The sequence below is a fragment of the Shewanella sp. 10N.261.52.F9 genome, from assembly GCF_041471165.1.
GTDB classification, from domain to species: Bacteria; Pseudomonadota; Gammaproteobacteria; order Enterobacterales; family Shewanellaceae; genus Shewanella; species Shewanella marinintestina.
In genome coordinates this window covers 29,898-49,820 of sequence record NZ_JBFRNX010000029.1, presented here as the reverse complement: position 1 = coordinate 49,820, position 19,923 = coordinate 29,898, and the positions used below count along the sequence as shown (strand labels likewise).

Genomic DNA, 19,923 nt, shown 5'->3' with positions numbered 1-19,923 from the left:
AAGTTTTTCAAGCGATGATTTCTTAATCAGAAGTCAAAACCCGAAGCTCTTAAAGCGATTGTCACCTGAGGTTAATTCCGAAGAAGTTAATCTCTCTAACTCTGCTGCAAGTCCCATTCTATCTAGCTTAACGCTTGGTAGGTGGCCTGCTGTGCCGTGTCAGTGGATGCGCATTATAGGGATATCTCAGAGTAGCGCAAGGGCTGTTTTCAATAAAATTAGCTTTTTCGAATCAAACGAATGGTTATCAAACGATACGTACAAAAAAGGGGCTAGAAGCCCCTTTTTAAACCGTTTATCGCTAAACCTAATTACCAAAGAAGCGCGACTCTTGCTTAGCTTCTATCAAACCATCATCTGTTTCGACCTCAAAATTAATGTGAGTCATGGTTCTTGAGAGGTCAACAGGGTCTACAGCAATACTTATTGGTAAGGTTAGTACCTCACCAGCCTTAATACTGACTTGCTGCGGTCCTATCCAGTCATAATTAGGCAAACCTTCAACACTCATATTATATAGATGGGTGTTGTCGGTCTTATTGAGGATCTTCAGAGTGAAGGTGTTCTCAATCAAACCTGCATCGGTTTCTCTATATAGTTGGTTACGATCGCGAATGATATCGATACGGATTGGCGCTATTGTCGCAGTAGCATAGATAAAGATGAGGATCATCACCGAAAGGACCACGCCGTAGCCCACCAGCTTAGGCCTAAGTACTTTTTCTTTAATCCCTTCGAGTTTGTTTTCTGTGGTGTAGCTAATTAGACCTTTTTCATACCCCATTCGTGTCATGGTTGTATCGCATGCATCGATACAAGCGCCGCAGTTAATACACTCGTACTGCAAACCATTACGGATATCTATACCTGTAGGGCAAACCTGTACACATAGGTCGCAATCAATACAGTCACCTAGCCCCATTGCTTTTGGGTCTGCTTTACGTGAGCGTGGGCCACGAGTTTCGCCACGCTTTGTGTCATATCCCACTATATATGTATTCTTATCGAACATTGCTGCTTGAAAGCGAGCATAAGGGCACATGTGGATACACATGATCTCTCGCATCCAACCTGCATTACCGTAAGTAGCAAAGGTAAAAAAGATAACCCAAAAGTAGATAGCACCACTCGCATTAAGTGTGAATACATCTATATATACTTCACTGGTTGGTACAAAATAGGAAACAAAGGTCATTGCTGTTAGCAAAGAAACCAATAGCCACGCACCATGCTTAGCTGTTTTTCGCCACAGTTTATTAAAGCTCCATGGCATTTGGTCCAGCTTAATACGCTTGTTGCGGGCCCCTTCTAACTTCTCTTCAAACCAAATGAAGATAAAGGTCCACACAGTTTGCGGACAAGTATAACCACACCACACTCGTCCTAAATAAGTGGTAATAAAGAATAAGCCAAAGGCTGCAATCATTAATAGTGCGGCGAGTAAGGTTAAATCCTGCGGCCAGATAGTTAAGCCAAAGACATGGAATTTTTGTTCAGCAAGATTAAACCAAACGGCTTGACGGTCGCCCCAAGGGATCCACGGCAGAACCAAAAAGAACAACATGGCTATCCAACCTATGCGTCGGCGCAATGTGCTCCACAGGCCTTCAACCGCTCTTACATAGATACGATTACGCGGATTAAAGCGGTCTGCTTTATTAGCATCGGGTTGATGGATTTTGATTCTTTCAGCTTTGGAGAAGTCTTTTTTATTTTGTTCTGCGTTCATTTTGCAGCCTTACAGCTTTAATATTGCTAGAAAACTAGCTTATTATAACGCTTATACTACAAGTTATTCACCTAGATAGGACTAAAAGATGAAGGGCTGGATCATATTAGCGATAATCGGTGGCATTCTTTACTACCTTTATACCGAAACGGATACTTTGGATGAACCAATTGCTGAAGTAGAGGGGATATTTCAACAAGCCGAGAACAAACTTGATAGTATGACGGGCACCCAAATCCAGCGCGTAGACCATACGCTCGATATACTAAAGAGCGATATTGCCGACCGACTCTCAGCAACCGAGAATCAAGCACTGCAAGCCATCAGCCAATCAAAACAAACATTAAGTGAGTTTAAACAAGACTTTTGTGGCAGTCATGCTCAGAAGCACTCTGTCTTTAGCAAAGATAACCAAACTTATATCTGCGATCAGCTTTAATATTGCTTTCTATATAATGCAGCAGATCTCAGTTAGTGGATTCAACTATAAACTAGATTGACCTGAGATCTGATTCAGCCTAGCCTTTAGCTATTACGGTATTTCAACCAAGTAAAAGGCTATAGGCTCATGACACAACAAGTATCTGACATTTTTGATCCCGAATTATGGGATGTAGTTCCTGGATTTAATTTTGAAGATGTTACCTACCACAGAGCCAAAGATCAGGGCACTGTGCGTATCGCAATTAGTCGTCCTGATTGCTTAAACTCATTTCGCCCTAAAACTGTTGATGAGCTATATACAGCGCTTGACCATGCACGCCAATGGTCAGATGTTGGTTGTGTGCTATTAACAGGTAATGGCCCTTCAGCTAAAGGCCAATGGTCTTTCAGCGCTGGCGGTGACCAACGTATTCGTGGCAAAGATGGCTACAAATATGAAGGTGCAGAAGAAGGTACCCCCGATGTTGCGCGTATGGGACGTTTACATATCTTAGAAGTACAACGCTTAATCCGCTTTATGCCAAAAGTAGTTATTGCAGTGGTTCCGGGCTGGGCAGTAGGCGGTGGCCATAGTTTACATGTGGTTTGTGATTTAACCCTTGCGTCAAAAGAACACGCGGTATTTAAGCAAACAGATCCAGATGTAGGCAGCTTTGATTCTGGCTACGGCAGCGCATACTTAGCGAAGATGATTGGTCAGAAACGCGCGCGTGAAATCTTCTTCTTAGGTTTTAACTACACAGCCGAAGAAGCCTTTGAAATGGGCATGGTTAACCGCGCTATCCCGCATCAAGAATTAGAGGTTGAAGCATTAAAGTGGGCTAAAGAAATTAACTCTAAGTCACCTACGGCAATGCGTATGTTGAAGTATGGCTTTAACTTGCCGGATGATGGTCTTGTTGGGCAGCAGTTATTTGCAGGTGAAGCAACGCGCTTGGCTTATGGTACTGAAGAAGCTCGCGAAGGCCGTGATGCTTTCTTAGAAAAGCGCGACCAAGACTTCTCTTCATTCCCTTGGCATTACTAATTTACAGTTAGTCTGCTAGTTAATGTAAACCCATCAATACGTTGAGTATATTGATGGGTTTATAACCAAAGCTTATTTCCAATCTACAAATCCTATCAAACTAATCTATATAAGCCTCTTTTAATTGCAAATGATAACCATTATCATTTAAAGCAACTTAAATAGGAGCACTTATTATGATTAAGACCATGACCTTTGCCATTTTGCACTTTAGCGTAGCTTTCACTATTACTTACCTATTAACCGGAAGCGTTGTTATTGGTGGTGCAGTGGCCTTAATCGAACCCGCAGTTAATACTGTTGTATTCTACTTCCATGAAAAAGTATGGAAAGGCATTGAATCTAAAAATGCCATGCAGCCTGTATCGGCTTAATGTTTGTCTTGGTTATTTAAGCCGAGTTTATTCGCCAGTGGAGCAATTGCCCCGCCTTGGATAAATACCGAGAACAAGACAATAAAGAACACCATATGCACAATATCCAGCGAGCCAGGTACGCCAGCGGCGGCAGGGATCAGTGCAAACACAATAGGTGTTGCGCCTTTTAATCCAATCGCAGAGATAAATAGACGCTTCTTCCAGCTGGCTTTAGTAAATGGCAGATAACACAGCTGTACTGCCAACGGCCTAGCCACCAGCATCAGTAATAGCGCCGGAACTAATGAACTGACAAATACGGCAGCTAACGATTGTGGGAAAATTTGCAAACCGAGCACAATAAACATCAAAGCTTGAGCCAACCAAGATAAGCTATTAAAGAAGTGCTGATTAACAGCTTGGCCTCGCTTAATACCGTTACCTATCACCACACCGGCAATATAAGACGCCAATAAAATATTACCGCCAAGCATTTCAGCACCATACGTAGCCACGACAAAGCTGGCTAAAACAAATACCGGAATAAGACCAAACTCAGACAGGTGAATGCGATTAAGTAGTGATACGGCTGCTTTAGCCACCAACCAACCGACTACCATAGCCACACCAATTTGGGTCACTAATTCGATAGCTATTTCAGCAGGCACCACACTCTTACTGCTGGAAAGCGCCATATCGGTTAAGAAGATCACTAATAACATCGCCACTGGGTCGTTAGTAGCCGATTCAAACTCTAATACGGTATCGGTTTGCTCTTTTAGCTTAAGCTTTTTAGATTCCAGAATTGAAAAAACAGCGGCAGCATCAGTTGATGAAACAATGGCTGCAAATAAAAGACAGGTAACAAAATTAAAGTCCAACAACCAATATAGAATGACGGCAAAAAACAGCGTGGTAAACAACACTCCAAATGAAGCCAGCACACCACCTTCTTTATAAGCGACTTTAATTTTATCGGTTGAAGTATTAATACCGCCGACAAACACAATCATGTTTAGCGCTAACCCACCTATCCATGCGGTTTTATCTAAATCATCATAGACGAAGTTAAACTCACCATTACCCAGCATGAGTCCTACCCCCATAAAGATCAGTAACGAGGGGATACCTAAGGTCCGGGAAGGGTGGTGCAGCAAAATGCCAACTAAGACCAGAATAGACATACCAATCATGACCATTTCAGTCGTCATAAAAGCACCTTTATTTAGTATTTAAGTAAGATTAAGTCATGCTTACGCATTGAGGATAGCCGTAATAAAACGAGATTTGTTTGAATACATCTATTATTGTTACTGATGATTAGTACAAATATGTGGCAAACACATATTGTCATAAAAGTTTAATAATAAATTTATCCTGCGTTCTAATAACCGAAACATAACATATTTAGCCTCGCCGATTGTTAAATTTAGCTTAATCCGAAGTGAACTTAGACTCTGCTCGACATACTCTATATCGCAAGACTCCCCTGTAAATCCCTGCTGTAGCTCACTCCGACAACATCCCATATCAGTTAATAATTTCTACCTGAAATTTTGTTCATGTAACAAAAAACCATTAGCTCGATTAAAACAGAGAAAACTAATAAACAATTAGTCAGCTTCTCTATGGGAGTCACTCAGATTAGTAGTCACATAACTGTCATATAACTCTGTCTTAATGCGCTTGCCTCCAGTGAGGCACTAACTTGGTTTTGTAAATAACTCGTATCTAAGCGACCAAACAATAAGAGTGGAAATCGTAATGAAAAAAGTATTTGGCTTGTTAACTGCAGTAGGTCTAATGACAGCACCACTTGCTCAGGCAAGCACAGTAACAGTATCAGGTTCAACATCTGTGGCCCACGTAATGGAAGTGCTAGCAGAGAATTATCAAAACAACACTCAAACCAGTGTTGAAGTGCAAAGTACTGGCTCATCAGCCGGGATCAGAGCTGCCAAAGATGGCACCAGCATGATTGGTATGTCATCACGTAACGTAAAAGACAATGAGTTAAATAGCGACACCAAAGAGATTGTTATCGCTCGTGACGGTATTGCCGCAGCAGTAAACAATGCCAACCCAGTAAAAAACCTAACCCAAGAGCAGATCTCTAAGATTTACCGCGGTGAGATTAAAAACTGGAGCGAAGTAGGTGGCGAAGCTCGCCCTATCGTAGTGGTCACTCGTGAAAATGGTTCTGGCACTCGCGGTGCATTTGAAGAAATCATGAAACTACAACGCACCATCAACGGTCACAAGGTTACCGCTATCTCACCAACCGCTCAGGTGGGTAATGGCAACGGTATGATCAAGACCATCGTCGCAAACAACCCTTATGCCATTGGTTATATCTCTTTAGGCAGTGTCGATAATAGCTTACGCGCTATTGATGTAAACGGTGTCGAGGCGACAGATGCCAACATCGCCACTGGCGACTACCAAATTGCGCGTCCATTTATTGTGTTGATTGATAAAAATGCACCAGATAACGCCAATAGCTTCATTGAATACATCCTCTCTGAAGATGGGCAGAACATTGTTGCTGAAGAAGGTTATATCCGTATTAATTAAGTCAAAGATACAGAGGAACTGCGGTTCCTCTGTATCGATTAATTCAGTTTTAAATAGATGTATAGGTAAATCATGACGACAGCCAGTAAAGCCCAACCTCAAGGATTGCAACTTGCCCCCGCTAAGTCCTATGACTGGAAAGAGATGAGTTTTCATCTACTTTTCTTATGTAGCGCCATGGTGGGAGTACTTTCAGTTGCGACCATTGGATGGTTTGTTTTTAGTGAAGGTCTACCCGCCTTTAAAGAAGCGGGTGTGTCAGAAATGCTATTAGGTAAAGACTGGTTACCGCCTGCATTATTCGGCCTACTACCTATGATGGTGGCATCATTAATTTCAACAGCTGGTGCGGTCATCATTGGTATGCCTATCGCGATCCTTACTGCTGTGTTTCTTGCTGAACTGGCTCCAAACTGGCTGGCTAATATCATTCGTCCAGCGGTTGAACTACTCGCCGGCATTCCGTCTGTAGTTTATGGTTTTTTTGGTCTAGTCATTATCGTTCCAGCCATTGAAACCCTATTTAACATCCCCGCAGGTAACACCATATTGGCTGGAATCATCGTGCTTGCCATAATGATTTTACCAACAGTGATTACTATTTCAGAAACCTCTCTTAGAGCATTGCCACCAACATATAAAGAAGGTGCACTGGCTTTAGGTGCTTCACACATTTACAGCATCTTTAAAGTGCTTATTCCTGCAGCAAGAAGCGGCATATACACAGGTATCGCACTTGGTGTAGCCCGAGCGGTGGGCGAGACCATGGCGATTATTATGGTGATGGGCAACGCCCCAGCTATGCCAGGGTCAATATTAGAACCCGCTAGAACCCTAACTGCCAATATTGCGATGGAGATGTCATACGCTACCGGGATTCATGCAAGCGCGCTTTACTCTACAGGCATTGTGCTACTCGCCTTTATTGTCATCCTTAACGGTTCACTACTTTATCTAAATAGAAAGCGAGCTCACTAATGCTAAAACTTTCACGAGATAATCAAGATAAATTGCTACTCGCCGCCATATGGGGCGCAGCAGCAACCACTCTACTATTTTTACTTTGGGTGGTATGGCACATCTTAAGTAACGGCCTAGCCCATGTAAGCTGGGAGTTTATTACTGGCGCTTATACCCGCATAGGTGAAGCATCGGGTATTTGGGCAATGATAGTCTCGACCGTGTATATGGTGGGCTTATCGCTCGCCTTTGCCGCACCAATCGGCATTATGACGGCGATTTACCTGACTGAATACGCAGCCCCTGGCAGCCAAGTGGTTAAAGTTATCCGTTTTTGCACCGAGTCACTCGCAGGCATTCCTTCTATTGTTTACGGCCTGTTTGGTATGACGTTCTTTGTCACCACTTTAGGTTTAGGCTTTTCAATTCTATCTGGCGCGCTAACACTAGCAATGCTTATCTTGCCAGTGATAATTCGCACAACAGAAGAAGCCTTACTATCTGTACCTATGAGCTATAGAGAAGGCGGTTACGCATTAGGTAGCTCTAAAATCTATACCATCTGTCGCTTAGTCCTACCTAGTGCTCTGCCAGGCATTGTGACCTCAATTATCTTAAGCACTGGCCGCGTAATTGGCGAATCAGCACCAGTATTCTTAACAGCAGGCATGGTTACTCAAATCCCTGAATCAGTACTAGAATCTGGCCGCACGCTAACTGTACATCTATACAAACTTACCCAAGAGCTGTTTACCCAACACGAATGGGATCAAGCTTACGCAACCGCAACAGTACTCATTGTATTAGTACTTGTATTAAACATGGCAACCAAAGTGATTGCCTCACGTTTAAATAAATCATCTAAGTAAGGTTATCTCCATGAATAAGCTAGAAGTGAACAACTTAAACCTATTTTACGGCGACAACCATGCGCTAAAAGATATCTGCTTAAGCATTCCAGCTCGCCAAGTAACGGCGCTGATTGGTCCATCTGGCTGTGGCAAGTCAACGTTATTACGCACATTGAATCGTATGAATGATTTAGTGTCAGGAGTGAAGATCAATGGCGACGTGATGTTTGAAGGTAACAACATCTATCAAGATGTCGACGTAAAGCATCTAAGAATGCGCGTAGGTATGGTGTTTCAAAAGCCAAATCCTTTCCCTATGAGCATCTATGAGAACGTTGCCTTTGGTTTAAAAGCCCAAGGTATTAAAGATAAACAGGTCCTCGATGCAGCAGTGGAAGAATCATTGCGTAGCGCAGCTCTGTGGGATGAAGTAAAAGAAAGACTTAATACTCCAGCATTTGGATTATCGGGCGGCCAGCAGCAACGCCTTTGCATTGCGCGCACCATAGCAATGAAGCCGGAAGTCATTTTAATGGACGAGCCCACCAGCGCACTCGACCCTATTGCGACCCATAAAATTGAGGCTCTGATGGATGAACTACGTAAACAGTTCACTATTGTTATTGTGACTCACTCTATGAACCAAGCTAAGCGTATCTCAGATAAAACCGCATTTTTCTGGATGGGTGAATTGGTTGAACATGGCGAAACGACGCAGATCTTCAACAAACCTGTCGACCAGCGCACCCGAGGTTATGTAAGTGGTGAATTTGGTTAACCTTTGCAGCTAAGTCCACTAGAAACGCACTTACCACTTGGTAAGCGCGTTTTTTGTTAACTGCGCTATACTTAAATAGGTATATTTTCACCTATTGAAAACATAAAAACCAATCTTTTTCAAAGACTAAACTCTGCCGAACCTAATAGGAAAGTAGCAGATAACAATAAATAGCTAGCCTAAAAGCGTTAACTTAACCAAGTCAACTTGTTAAAGCCGCATAATTAAGATAGCTTCGGATAATAGGTTTAGTGAATAAAGAGGCGCGCCTATATGGAAAGAATTAGAGAAGCTCAAGCACACTTAGTAAAAGAGTTTGAAATCTATAACAATGCATCGGCAAAGAAACTGCCCCCCATTGATATTGACTGTCCTGAAAACCTAGAGACCATGCTAGAGTTTGTCACTCGCCGCGAATCGTTAAAGCAAGCTAAAAAACTCAGCTCTCCCCCAGCGGCTAAACTGAAATCAGCCATTGCAGATACACTCCTACTACTAGATAACTTTGATATAAAACTCTCTAAAGAGAAAGGCGCATCAGAGAAGTAACTAATAAATATAGTTTTCATAAATATAAGCATTATTTAAGCAATTATTGGTGTTAATATTTTTTTAATAAAAAACTTAACACCAACAAATAATTAACCTTCCTATTTTAAGGAATGTCTATTCTATTTTAAGAACTTGCTTATAAAAAATCTGTTCCTATAATGCCTAAAACCGGAGCGCCCCAAAACGCTCCGGTTTTTTTGTGCCTGAAATAAGCTCAGGAATTAATTTAATGCCCGATAAAAACATTTTTATCGGCGGTTTTGCTGCGCGCAAAATCCATGTGAGGAATAAATCATGCGTATTGAACAAGATCTAAAGTTAGGCTTTAAAGATGTATTAATTAGACCTAAGCGTTCAACGTTAAAGAGTCGTTCTCAAGTCGATTTAAATCGCCAATTTACCTTTAAACACAGTGGTAAAACATGGACTGGTGTACCGATTATTGCCGCTAACATGGATTCAGTCGCTAGCTTTGAAATGGCTAGTAGCTTGGCAAAACACAATGTAATGACAGCCGTACACAAGCACTACAGTGTCGAACAATGGAGTGAATTTGTATCGAGCCAAACAGCTGACGTACTGCAGCACGTTATGGTGTCTAGCGGTACTTCTGACACTGACTTTGTTAAGTTAAGCGAAATTTTAGCCCTTTCTGACGACCTTAACTTTATCTGTATCGATATTGCTAATGGCTACTCTGAACACCTAGTTGATTACGTTCGCAAAGTCAGACAAGCACACCCGATGAAAGTGATTAGTGCAGGTAACGTAGTCACTGGCGACATGGTTGAAGAACTGATTATTGCTGGTGCAGATATCGTAAAAGTCGGCATTGGCCCTGGTTCTGTATGTACTACCCGCGTAAAAACAGGCGTAGGCTACCCACAACTTTCAGCCATTATCGAGTGTGCTGACGCAGCCCATGGCCTTGGCGGTCAAATCATCGGTGACGGTGGTTGTAGCTGTGCTGGTGACGTTGCTAAAGCCTTTGGCGGCGGAGCTGATTTTGTCATGCTTGGCGGCATGTTAGCTGGCCACGAAGAGAGCGGCGGAGAAGTCATTGAGCAAGACGGTAAAACCATGGTTAAGTTCTACGGTATGTCGTCACAGTCAGCAATGGATAAGCACTCAGGTGGCGTAGCTAAGTACCGCGCCGCAGAAGGTAAGACGGTATTACTGCCGTTTAAAGGTAGCGTGGATAACACCATTAACGACATCATGGGTGGTGTACGTTCGACTTGTACTTATGTGGGTGCTGCGTCGCTAAAAGAATTAACTAAGCGTACGACGTTTATTCGTGTTCAAGAGCAAGAAAATAACGTTTACGGTAAAGAGTAAATATTTAACTCTAATTAATTTATAACTCGATGAGATTTATGAGTTAATTAAGTGTAGTTACATTGGTTATTTATATAATCCATTTAGTAATATAAATAAAAATGGCTACCTAAGTAGCCGTTTTTTTTATAAATATAAAGAATTTATATTTATTCCACTGTAACCGATTTAGCCAAATTACGTGGTTGGTCTACGTCTGTACCTTTAATTAAGGCAACATGGTAAGACAGTAGCTGTAATGGAATAGTGTAGATAAGTGGTGCCATAAACTCATCACAATGAGGAACTGGGATCACCTTCATCGTGTCATCAGACTCAAACTCAGCATCTTTATCTGCAAACACATACATCAAGCCACCACGCGCACGCACTTCTTCAACGTTAGATTTAAGCTTCTCTAATAGTTCGTTGTTTGGTGCAACCACGATAACCGGCATATCAGCATCAATCAGTGCTAATGGACCGTGCTTCAATTCACCCGATGCATACGCTTCAGCGTGAATATAAGAGATCTCTTTAAGCTTAAGCGCACCTTCCATCGCGATAGGGTATTGATCACCACGACCTAAGAATAGTGCATGGTGCTTATCGGCAAAATCTTCAGCCAATGCAGCAATCGCATCATCTAAACCTAGTGCTTGCTCAACTTTCGCTGGCATTGAAAGTAGGCTCTGGCTGATTTCAGCCTGCATTTCATCTGACATACCATTATAACGACCAATAGCCGACGTCAGCATTAATAAACCTGCTAGCTGCACAGTAAAGGCTTTAGTTGATGCAACACCGATTTCTGCGCCCGCTTTCATCATGTAAGCCATATCTGATTCACGCACTAGTGATGAACCTGGCGCATTACAAATTGTCAGCGTAGCTTTGTAGCCCATCTCTTTCGCTAAACGCATAGCTGCTAACGTGTCAGCGGTTTCACCAGACTGTGAAATCGTTACTAACAAGCTATTTGGGAATAAGTGCGACTTGCGGTAACGGAACTCAGACGCGATTTCAACATTACACGATACACCAGCCCAATCTTCTAGCCAGTAACGCGCTGCCATACCTGCATGGTAGCTAGTACCACAAGCAATGATCTGCACGTGTTTGATATCTTTTAAGAATTCGGCAGCATTGTCGCCAAATGCAGTATCAAGCACCTTGCCACCAGCAATACGGCCTTCAAGCGTGCGAGCGATAGCTGTTGGCTGCTCGTAAATCTCTTTTAGCATATAGTGACGGTATTCACCTTTATCACCAGCGTCATGAGTGACTTCAGATTCTTTAACTTCACGCTCAACGGCATTGCCATCAATGTCAAAAATGTTGACTTCACGGCGAGTCACTTCTGCCACATCACCTTCTTCTAAGAAAGCGAATGAACGAGTGACTGGTAATAATGCAAGTTGATCAGAAGCAACGAAGTTTTCACCAAGACCAAAACCGATAACTAATGGGCTACCAGAGCGAGCGACAATCATGCGATCGCTGTCAGTGCGGTCGATAACTACAGTGCCGTATGCACCTTCAAGCTGCTTAACTGTTGCTTGAACTGCAGCAAGTAGCGTGTCATGAGTCTTTAACTCGTGGTGAACTAAGTGACAAATAACCTCAGTGTCAGTATCAGACTCAAACACATAGCCTAAGCCTTTAAGCATAGAGCGTAGCTTGTTATGGTTTTCGATAATACCGTTGTGAACAACTGCAATATCACCATTTGACTGATGAGGGTGAGCATTACGCTCGCTTGGCTCACCATGAGTAGCCCAGCGAGTGTGAGCGATACCTGTACCACCAGCTAGTGGAGCCGCTTCTAGCGCAGCAGATAACTCTTGTACTTTGCCAACGCGACGAGTGCGATTTAACTCACCACCATTAAGAACTGCAACACCAGCAGAGTCATAACCGCGGTATTCTAAACGTCTTAGTCCTTCAACAAGAATTTCAGCCACATCCCTTTGTGCTACTGCACCTACGATTCCACACATATTTAATACCTAGACTCTCGATACGAGAGATAAAATTGAAGTTAATATTTGAATTTAATTTGGATCAGCTCTTAAGAGTTATCCGGCATAAGGTGCGAGAATGACGCGCACCCCATGTTGAGTAATACTATCTAGTGCTTCGCTTGGTAATCTATCGTCGGTAACCAACACACTAACCTTGCTCCAAGGCAGCTCAAGGTTAGGGATACGACGGCCAAGCTTTTCTGATTCAAGCATAACGACCACTTCACGCGACACCTCTGCCATTACCTTGCTTAAGCCTGTAAGCTCATTAAAGGTAGTTGTACCGCGCTCAAGGTCGATACCATCAGCACCGATAAATAATTGATCGAAGTTATATGATCGCAGTACTTGCTCGGCTATTTGCCCTTGGAAAGACTCAGAGTGAGGATCCCAAGTACCGCCAGTCATTAATAGCGTTGGCTCGTTTTCAAGCTCGTGAATCGAATTAGCCAATGCCAATGAGTTGGTCATCACTAGCAAGCCACGTTTATTATTCAGCTCACCAATTAGACCTGATGTGGTACTGCCACTATCGATAATGATACGGTTGTGATCTTTAATCAGCTCAGCAGCGGCTTTAGCGATAGATAGCTTATTAGGCGCAACCTTGGCAGAAAACTGCTGAGTAACTTCATCTGGCACAGCTACAGCTCCACCATAACGACGCAGCAGCAGGCCGGTTTTTTCCAGCGTAGCGAGATCTTTGCGAATAGTGACTTCAGAAGTTTCAAAACGGAGAGATAACTCTTCAACACTCACTTCGCCTTGCTGATTAAGCAGGCTAATAATGCTGTGACGTCGCTGTTGAGTGTTTCGTTTGTTCATAAAACCTTTCGCTAAGTTTCGATTCGAAAGATACATTATAGTAAAACGAAACTTAATTACCAGTTTTGTTATGCGATAAATAGCAAAAAGCGGGAGTGCAGACACAAAAAAGCCCCAACCAAAGGTTGAGGCTTTTACGGTACAAGGTTAAGACTAAGAGCTAGAACTTAGCTTCTAACGCTAGGCTGAAGTGACGACCTTCACCTACAGTAACATCGGTGTTAGTACCACCAGCTAGATAATCAGTATCAAATAGGTTTTTCACGTTTACACGTACACTTACATCGCTACCCATTACGTCCATAGTGTATGCCGCGCCCATGTCAAAACGAACATAACCATCTTTACTAATGGTGTTGCTAGTATTGGCAAAACGCTCACCTACATAGATAGCACCAAAGTTTAATGCTAAATCATCAGTCATTTCGTAACGAGTCCAAACGTTTGCAGACCACTCAGGCGCATCGACAGGAGTCTTACCATTTAAGCTATCAGTTTCAGGACGTAGATATTCTGCATCTAGGTACATCATAGAACCCGTCATAAACCAGCTATCACTTACCTGACCTTGAGCACCCATTTCGAAACCTTTATGGCGTTGCTCACCAGACTGAGTAGTAATAGTTTGAGAAGAACCTTCAATTTCTTCAGTCACAGTTACGTTTGATACAGTGATATCAAATACAGCACCAGTTAATAGTAAGCTTCCATCAAATAACTCCCACTTAGTACCAATCTCATACTGCTCACCATATTCAGGATCTAGGTTCTTGCCGTTATTTAAATCATCTTCATCGTTAACAATACCTTGTGGTGTAAAACTCTTAGAGTAGTTAACATAGATACTGCCGTTATCTGCTGGTGAGTAAATCACACCAAACTTAGGTGATACTGCATAGCTGTTATTACCAGCACCATCTTTTTTCTGTTCGTCGTAACGCACACCAGCAAGCATTTGCCACTGATCATTAATAGTCATTAAGTCTTGAAGGTAGAAACCGTAGTGCTTGTATTCACTTTCATATAAAGTTTCATCACGGTTGTAATCAAGATCTGGCTTAGGCATTGGTTGCCCAGGCATAACAAGTTGATTTTTCGGTGCAGAATCTTTTAATTGACCATAGTAGTAATCAAGCATGTTTGCACCAATCAGTAATTGATGCTCAATTCCACCAGTATATAAACTACCAGTAAAATCAACATAGCCTGTTTTGTGCTGCCAATCATCATAACGGTCAAAAGCACTTACGTAGTAACCATCAGTAAATGGATCTTCTGAACCATTAATTAATGATGGAGAAGACTCTAAGCGTTGACGATTAAATTGTTGGTCGTTATATCCCGCTTTCACTTTCCAATCATCAGTTAGGTGATAAGTAAGCTCTGCACCCATATTAGAAATAGTGTTATCAGTAAACGCCCATGGCTGATCCCAAATGATATCGCGACCACCAATTAGTTCACCACTGCTGTCTAACCAGCCACCACGGTCAATACCGGTTTTGTCTTCAGTGTGGTCATATTTAAGTGACAACATTAAGTCATCGGTAATATCGAATTCTAGGTTTAAGTAGCCTAACCAGCGATCACGCTCTTGGTTAGTACCGTCTTGGTATTCACGCCAGTATTGTGTGTCTTGCTTTACAAGAACTGTACGGTAACGAATCGTTTCAGAGTCATTCAGGCTGCCACCAGCATCTAGTTGGAAACGAGTAGAACCATGCTCGTCGGTATCAAAACCAAATTCGAACATGTTTTCATAAGTAGGCTTCTTGGTCACCATGTTGATCAAGCCACCAGGGCCTGACTGACCGTAAAGCATGCTTGATGGGCCTTTTAATACTTCTACTTGCTGCAGAGTTTCAATTGGCTGTACGTAGTGAGACCATTGCTGCTGACCATTGATCAGGTAACCAGAACCAGATGAAAGCTCAAAACCACGAATGTTGAACACTTGGCGGTTCCACTTTTCAGATCCACCAGTAACACTCGAATCATTCACCAATACTTCAGAAAGGTTAGTCGCTAACTGCTCATCAGTTACGAAGTCTGGGATAACGGTTACAGACTGTGGCGTGTCCATAATATCGATGTCACCGCGCATAGCACCAGATGATGAACCTACTTTATAGTCGTTAAAGCTACGACCTGTCACCACGATACGTTCAATATTGCTATCAACTGTAACCTGAGATTCTGTTGCAGCTTCTTCAGCTAAAACAGATGATGAAGCTAGTGCAGCAACAATTGCTAATCCTACGCGAGAAAACTTAAATGACGTCCCAACAGACATATCCAACCCCAACAATGAAACATGAATGTAATATTTGAGTCGCAATATAAATGAGAACTATTTTTATTTAAGCTTCTTTACAGTTCTTTACAATGGGCAGTGACGTACCTCTAATAAACACGAATAACGCAACATAAACAAACACAAAAGTATCAATACGTATCAGGTTTTATGAGTTTTTTTTCAAGCAAATTTAACTAAAAGCTTAAGCCAGCGAACAAACAAAAAGGCGACCAATTGGTCGCCTTTTCTATATCTTTATTAGTTACTTTTTCAACTTAACAGGTCTTGCCCAACCAGTTAAATGACGTTGCTTAACACGAGTAATGACTAGCTCATCTGCAGCCACATCTTTGGTAATAGTTGAACCCGCGCCTAGTGTAGCGCCTTTACCAATAGTAACTGGCGCCACTAATTGTGTATCACTACCAACGAATACGTTATCTTCAATAATAGTTTGGAACTTATTGGCACCATCGTAGTTACAAGTAATAGTACCTGCACCAATATTAACACCACTGCCAATAGTCGCATCGCCAATATAGGCTAAGTGACCCGCTTTTGAGCCCTTACCTAATACGGCTTTCTTCATTTCAACGAAGTTACCAATATGCGCATCTTCTTGTAACTCAGCACCTGGGCGTAAACGCGCAAATGGGCCAGCACTAGCCGAGACACCGACTTTAGCGCTTTCAATAATCGAATATGGCTTAATTACTGCGTTATCCGCGATGTCACAATCAATAAGAATCGCGCCCGCACCAATAGTCACGTTATTACCGATAGTCACTGTGCCTTCTATAATCACGTTAACGTCGATCATCACGTCCATACCTACTGTGACGTCACCGCGGATATCGATGCGTGCAGGATCGCGCAGGTTAGCCCCTTCAAGCATGAGCTTTTCAGCCGCTCGCACTTGGTAAGCACGTTCTAGCTGCGCAAGCTGTACACGGTTGTTAGCCCCTTCAACTTCAATTGCCGACTCAGGCTGTGCAGTGGTAATAGCCACACCATCTCGATGTGCCATAGCAACGATATCAGTTAAGTAATACTCACCTTGTGCATTATCTGATGACAATTGACCTAACCAAGCTTTTAATTGCTTACCAGGTGCCGCCATAATGCCGGTATTAATCTCATTAATTGCAAGTTGCTCAGCATTGGCATCTTTTTGCTCAATAATACCAACAACGTTACCTTGCTCACGTACGATACGGCCGTAACCAGCCGGGTTAGGTAGGTTTACAGTTAAAATAGCTAAGCCGTTTGCTTCACGAGCTGTTAATAAAGACTCAAGCGTAGCCGCTTGGATTAATGGCACATCACCATAAAGGATCAATACAGTATCATCGTCAGCAATGTTGTCATTGGCTTGCGCTACCGCATGACCTGTACCTAACTGCTCTGCTTGTAGCACCCAATTAAGTTGCTGTTCACCCAATCTTGTTTGTAGCTGCTCAGCCCCATAACCGTAAACTAACTGAATAGCGTCACTACCGACTTGATGCGCTGTATCGATAACGTGCTGCACCATGCTTTTATGGGCGATAGGGTGAAGAACTTTAGGAAGATCTGAGCGCATGCGGGTTCCCTTGCCTGCGGCCAAAATCACTACATTTAGTGCCATTGGTTTATATCCTTGAGCTAATGCTTGAATTAGCGAATAGTTAAGCTAAAAATGAGGTCGTTATTTGGTTACCGATTTTAAGCGATAGGATAATTAAAAGCGACTCGGCAAGCTTTTTTAAAAGGTAATTGTTTTATCGGCCACCAACACCCATTGTGCCAAATCATCCATTGTCGCCATTTCACAGCCTTCAATCATATTGAGTTCGGTAAGTCCACGAGCTGACATGCATGATCCGCAAAACTTCACTTGGGCTTTTTGAGCTATCACAATCTCTAGCATTTGCTGGATGTTATAACCCTCTATTGGATTCTGTTTAGGCAGTACAGCGGTTACCGCATCAGACAATAGAAATAGACTCACTCTTACAGGTGAGTAATCTTGCTCATTAAGCTGTATAGCTAAACGAAGTGCATTAAACAGCTTTTCTGAGCCATAAGGCGCGTCATTAACGATAATAAGTACGTGTTGCATAGTGAGACTCTTGCAATTGATTATCGCCAGAGAGTAACACTCAAGCTTGATTTAAAGCGACATACTGATCACGTTGAAGCACAAAACTAGTGTAGATGCATTTGAAGTGAGGAAGTAAAACCAAAGCCGATAGCCGAAGAAGCTTTAGCTGGTGGTAAAAAGATAAAAGCGAAAATGATAATAAAGCCCTAAAAACAAAAAAGCGCTCACCTAAGTGAACGCCTTTTTTCATCAAACAATAACCTTATCTGGCAATGTTCTTCTTGATGGTCTCGACAACGCGTAACTGAGCAACTGCTTGAGCTAGCTCAACCGCTGCTGCTGCATAGTTGAAGTCAGCGCCAGCACCCGCCATTGAGGCTTCGGCACGGCTCTTAGCTTCTGCAGCTGCTTGCTCGTCAATCTCATCGGCACGCATAACGACGTCAGCCAATACTGAAATTGAAGAAGGTTGTACTTCCAGGATACCACCCGAAAGGTAAAACACTTCTTCGCTTCCATCTTGCTTGACGATGCGCGCCATGCCAGGCTTGATACTTGTAAGCAGAGCCGCGTGACCAGGCATAATACCTAACTCACCCTCTGTTCCTGATACTTGTAGCTGAGCTACGCGACCGGAAAAGATATGATTCTCTGCACTTACCATATCAAGCTGTACTGTCATGGCTGCCATCCGTTCTCCTTAAACTAAATCAAAGACTTAGTTATTTTTTGTTAGCTTTCTCAACGGCTTCGTCGATTGAACCAACCATGTAGAACGCTTGCTCTGGAAGGTGATCGAACTCACCATCTAGAATGCCCTTGAAGCCACGAATTGTGTCTTTAAGAGAAACGTACTTACCTGGAGAACCGGTGAATACTTCAGCTACGAAGAATGGCTGTGAAAGATATTTTTCAATCTTACGAGCACGGAATACAGTTGTCTTATCTTCATCAGATAATTCATCCATACCTAGGATCGCAATGATATCTTTCAGCTCTTTGTAGCGCTGAAGTACGGTTTGAACACCGTTAGCAACATCGTAATGCTCTTGGCCAACAACCTGTGGATCTAGCTGACGTGAAGTCGAATCCAATGGGTCAACCGCTGGGTAAATACCTAGCGAAGCAATGTTACGAGACAATACAACAGTCGCATCTAAGTGAGCGAAGGTTGTAGCTGGTGATGGATCCGTTAAGTCATCCGCAGGTACGTATACGGCTTGAACAGAGGTAATAGACCCTGTCTTAGTCGATGTAATACGCTCCTGAAGAACACCCATCTCTTCAGCCAATGTTGGCTGGTAACCTACTGCTGATGGCATACGGCCTAGCAGTGCAGATACTTCAGTACCCGCCAAGGTGTAACGATAGATGTTATCTACGAAGAAAAGAACGTCTTTACCTTCGTCACGGAACTTCTCAGCCATTGTTAGACCAGTCAGTGCAACACGTAGACGGTTTCCTGGAGGCTCGTTCATCTGACCATATACCATGGCCACTTTATCTAGAACGCCAGAATCTTCCATCTCGTAGTAGAAGTCGTTACCCTCACGAGTACGCTCACCTACACCAGCGAAAACTGATAAACCTGAGTGTGCTTTAGCGATGTTGTTAATAAGTTCCATCATGTTAACGGTCTTACCAACACCAGCACCACCAAACAGACCAACTTTACCACCCTTAGCGAATGGACATACAAGGTCGATAACCTTGATACCAGTCTCTAAAAGTTCAGTTGTGTTTGACTGATCTTCGTATGAAGGAGCTTCACGGTGGATCACATAGCGATCTTCTTCACCGATAGGGCCCGCTTCATCAACAGGCTCACCCAATACGTTCATAATACGGCCTAGGGTCGCAGACCCAACCGGAACAGTAATTGGTGAACCAGAGTTTACAACCTCTAGGCCACGACGCAGACCATCTGAAGAACCCATAGCGATGGTACGAACTACACCACCACCAAGTTGCTGCTGAACTTCCAGCACCAAGCCTTCACTTTTGATCTCTAGAGCGTCATATACCTGAGGTACGGCATCATGTGGAAACTCTACGTCCACAACCGCGCCAATTACTTGGACAACAGTACCTGTGCTCATGATTAATC

Annotated in this window: 18 protein-coding genes; 9 read left to right on the top strand and 9 right to left on the bottom strand. The window is 42.9% G+C overall.

Features of this window, described 5'->3' with window-relative positions; all coding sequences use genetic code 11:
- Positions 1-307: 307 nt before the first annotated feature.
- A complete protein-coding gene (gene ccoG, locus AB4298_RS18855; protein WP_249000609.1) occupies positions 308-1,729 on the bottom strand; it encodes a cytochrome c oxidase accessory protein CcoG in 1,422 nt (473 codons plus the stop codon).
- 88 nt (positions 1,730-1,817) lie between these two features.
- Between ccoG and AB4298_RS18850 the strand changes: the two genes are divergently transcribed.
- From AB4298_RS18850 to AB4298_RS18840, 3 genes are all read left to right on the top strand, one after another.
- Positions 1,818-2,168, top strand: a complete 351-nt coding sequence (locus tag AB4298_RS18850) for a hypothetical protein (protein WP_371987909.1) — start codon at positions 1,818-1,820, stop codon at positions 2,166-2,168.
- Positions 2,169-2,297: 129 nt separating this feature from the next.
- Positions 2,298-3,200, top strand: a complete 903-nt coding sequence (locus tag AB4298_RS18845; protein ID WP_371987908.1) for a 1,4-dihydroxy-2-naphthoyl-CoA synthase — start codon at positions 2,298-2,300, stop codon at positions 3,198-3,200.
- 176 nt (positions 3,201-3,376) lie between these two features.
- The gene (locus AB4298_RS18840) at positions 3,377-3,574 is read left to right on the top strand and encodes a DUF2061 domain-containing protein (RefSeq protein ID WP_371987907.1); all 198 of its coding nucleotides are present in this window, start codon (positions 3,377-3,379) and stop codon (positions 3,572-3,574) included.
- Here AB4298_RS18840 and AB4298_RS18835 read toward each other — a convergent pair.
- The gene (locus tag AB4298_RS18835; RefSeq protein WP_371987905.1) at positions 3,571-4,767 is read right to left on the bottom strand and encodes a potassium/proton antiporter; all 1,197 of its coding nucleotides are present in this window, start codon (positions 4,765-4,767) and stop codon (positions 3,571-3,573) included. The two genes, AB4298_RS18840 and AB4298_RS18835, sit on opposite strands and share 4 nt — an antisense overlap.
- 553 nt (positions 4,768-5,320) lie before the next feature.
- On the opposite strand from AB4298_RS18835, the gene AB4298_RS18830 reads away from it, so the two are divergent.
- From AB4298_RS18830 to AB4298_RS18805, 6 genes are all read left to right on the top strand, one after another.
- On the top strand, positions 5,321-6,130 hold the full coding sequence (locus AB4298_RS18830; protein ID WP_220782120.1) for a phosphate ABC transporter substrate-binding protein: 810 nt from the start codon (positions 5,321-5,323) through the stop codon (positions 6,128-6,130).
- A 72-nt stretch (positions 6,131-6,202) separates the two neighbouring features.
- A complete protein-coding gene (pstC, locus tag AB4298_RS18825) occupies positions 6,203-7,108 on the top strand; it encodes a phosphate ABC transporter permease subunit PstC (RefSeq protein ID WP_371987904.1) in 906 nt (301 codons plus the stop codon).
- The gene (gene pstA, locus AB4298_RS18820) at positions 7,108-7,959 is read left to right on the top strand and encodes a phosphate ABC transporter permease PstA (protein ID WP_220782122.1); all 852 of its coding nucleotides are present in this window, start codon (positions 7,108-7,110) and stop codon (positions 7,957-7,959) included. The genes pstC and pstA overlap by 1 nt, the downstream gene beginning before the upstream one ends.
- Before the next feature lie 10 nt (positions 7,960-7,969).
- Positions 7,970-8,719, top strand: a complete 750-nt coding sequence (pstB, locus tag AB4298_RS18815; protein ID WP_371987902.1) for a phosphate ABC transporter ATP-binding protein PstB — start codon at positions 7,970-7,972, stop codon at positions 8,717-8,719.
- Between the two features lie 273 nt (positions 8,720-8,992).
- Positions 8,993-9,268, top strand: coding sequence for a hypothetical protein (locus AB4298_RS18810; protein ID WP_371987901.1), 276 nt, complete (start codon positions 8,993-8,995; stop codon positions 9,266-9,268).
- A 297-nt stretch (positions 9,269-9,565) separates the two neighbouring features.
- Positions 9,566-10,609 (top strand): GMP reductase, encoded by a 1,044-nt coding sequence (locus AB4298_RS18805; protein ID WP_371987900.1) that lies wholly within the window; start codon positions 9,566-9,568, stop codon positions 10,607-10,609.
- A gap of 149 nt (positions 10,610-10,758) precedes the next feature.
- Here AB4298_RS18805 and glmS read toward each other — a convergent pair whose 3' ends face one another.
- The 7 genes from glmS to atpD all read right to left on the bottom strand — a co-directional run bounded on the left by glmS (position 10,759) and on the right by atpD (position 19,915).
- Positions 10,759-12,588 (bottom strand): glutamine--fructose-6-phosphate transaminase (isomerizing), encoded by a 1,830-nt coding sequence (glmS, locus tag AB4298_RS18800; RefSeq protein WP_249000600.1) that lies wholly within the window; start codon positions 12,586-12,588, stop codon positions 10,759-10,761.
- Between the two features lie 78 nt (positions 12,589-12,666).
- Positions 12,667-13,437 carry a DeoR/GlpR family DNA-binding transcription regulator gene (locus AB4298_RS18795; RefSeq protein ID WP_220782127.1) on the bottom strand — a complete coding sequence of 257 codons (771 nt, stop codon included), beginning with the start codon at positions 13,435-13,437 and terminating at the stop codon, positions 12,667-12,669.
- A gap of 160 nt (positions 13,438-13,597) precedes the next feature.
- Complete coding sequence (locus tag AB4298_RS18790) at positions 13,598-15,730, bottom strand: TonB-dependent siderophore receptor (RefSeq protein ID WP_371987898.1); 2,133 nt, start codon at positions 15,728-15,730, stop codon at positions 13,598-13,600.
- 265 nt (positions 15,731-15,995) lie between these two features.
- Entirely contained in the window at positions 15,996-17,360 is a 1,365-nt protein-coding gene (gene glmU / locus AB4298_RS18785; protein WP_371987896.1) for a bifunctional UDP-N-acetylglucosamine diphosphorylase/glucosamine-1-phosphate N-acetyltransferase GlmU, read from the bottom strand.
- Between the two features lie 117 nt (positions 17,361-17,477).
- Positions 17,478-17,834, bottom strand: a complete 357-nt coding sequence (locus AB4298_RS18780; RefSeq protein ID WP_371987895.1) for a DsrE/DsrF/TusD sulfur relay family protein — start codon at positions 17,832-17,834, stop codon at positions 17,478-17,480.
- 244 nt (positions 17,835-18,078) lie between these two features.
- A complete protein-coding gene (locus AB4298_RS18775; RefSeq protein WP_220764215.1) occupies positions 18,079-18,507 on the bottom strand; it encodes a F0F1 ATP synthase subunit epsilon in 429 nt (142 codons plus the stop codon).
- Between the two features lie 31 nt (positions 18,508-18,538).
- Positions 18,539-19,915 carry a F0F1 ATP synthase subunit beta gene (atpD, locus tag AB4298_RS18770; protein WP_220782131.1) on the bottom strand — a complete coding sequence of 459 codons (1,377 nt, stop codon included), beginning with the start codon at positions 19,913-19,915 and terminating at the stop codon, positions 18,539-18,541.
- Positions 19,916-19,923 lie beyond the last annotated feature (8 nt).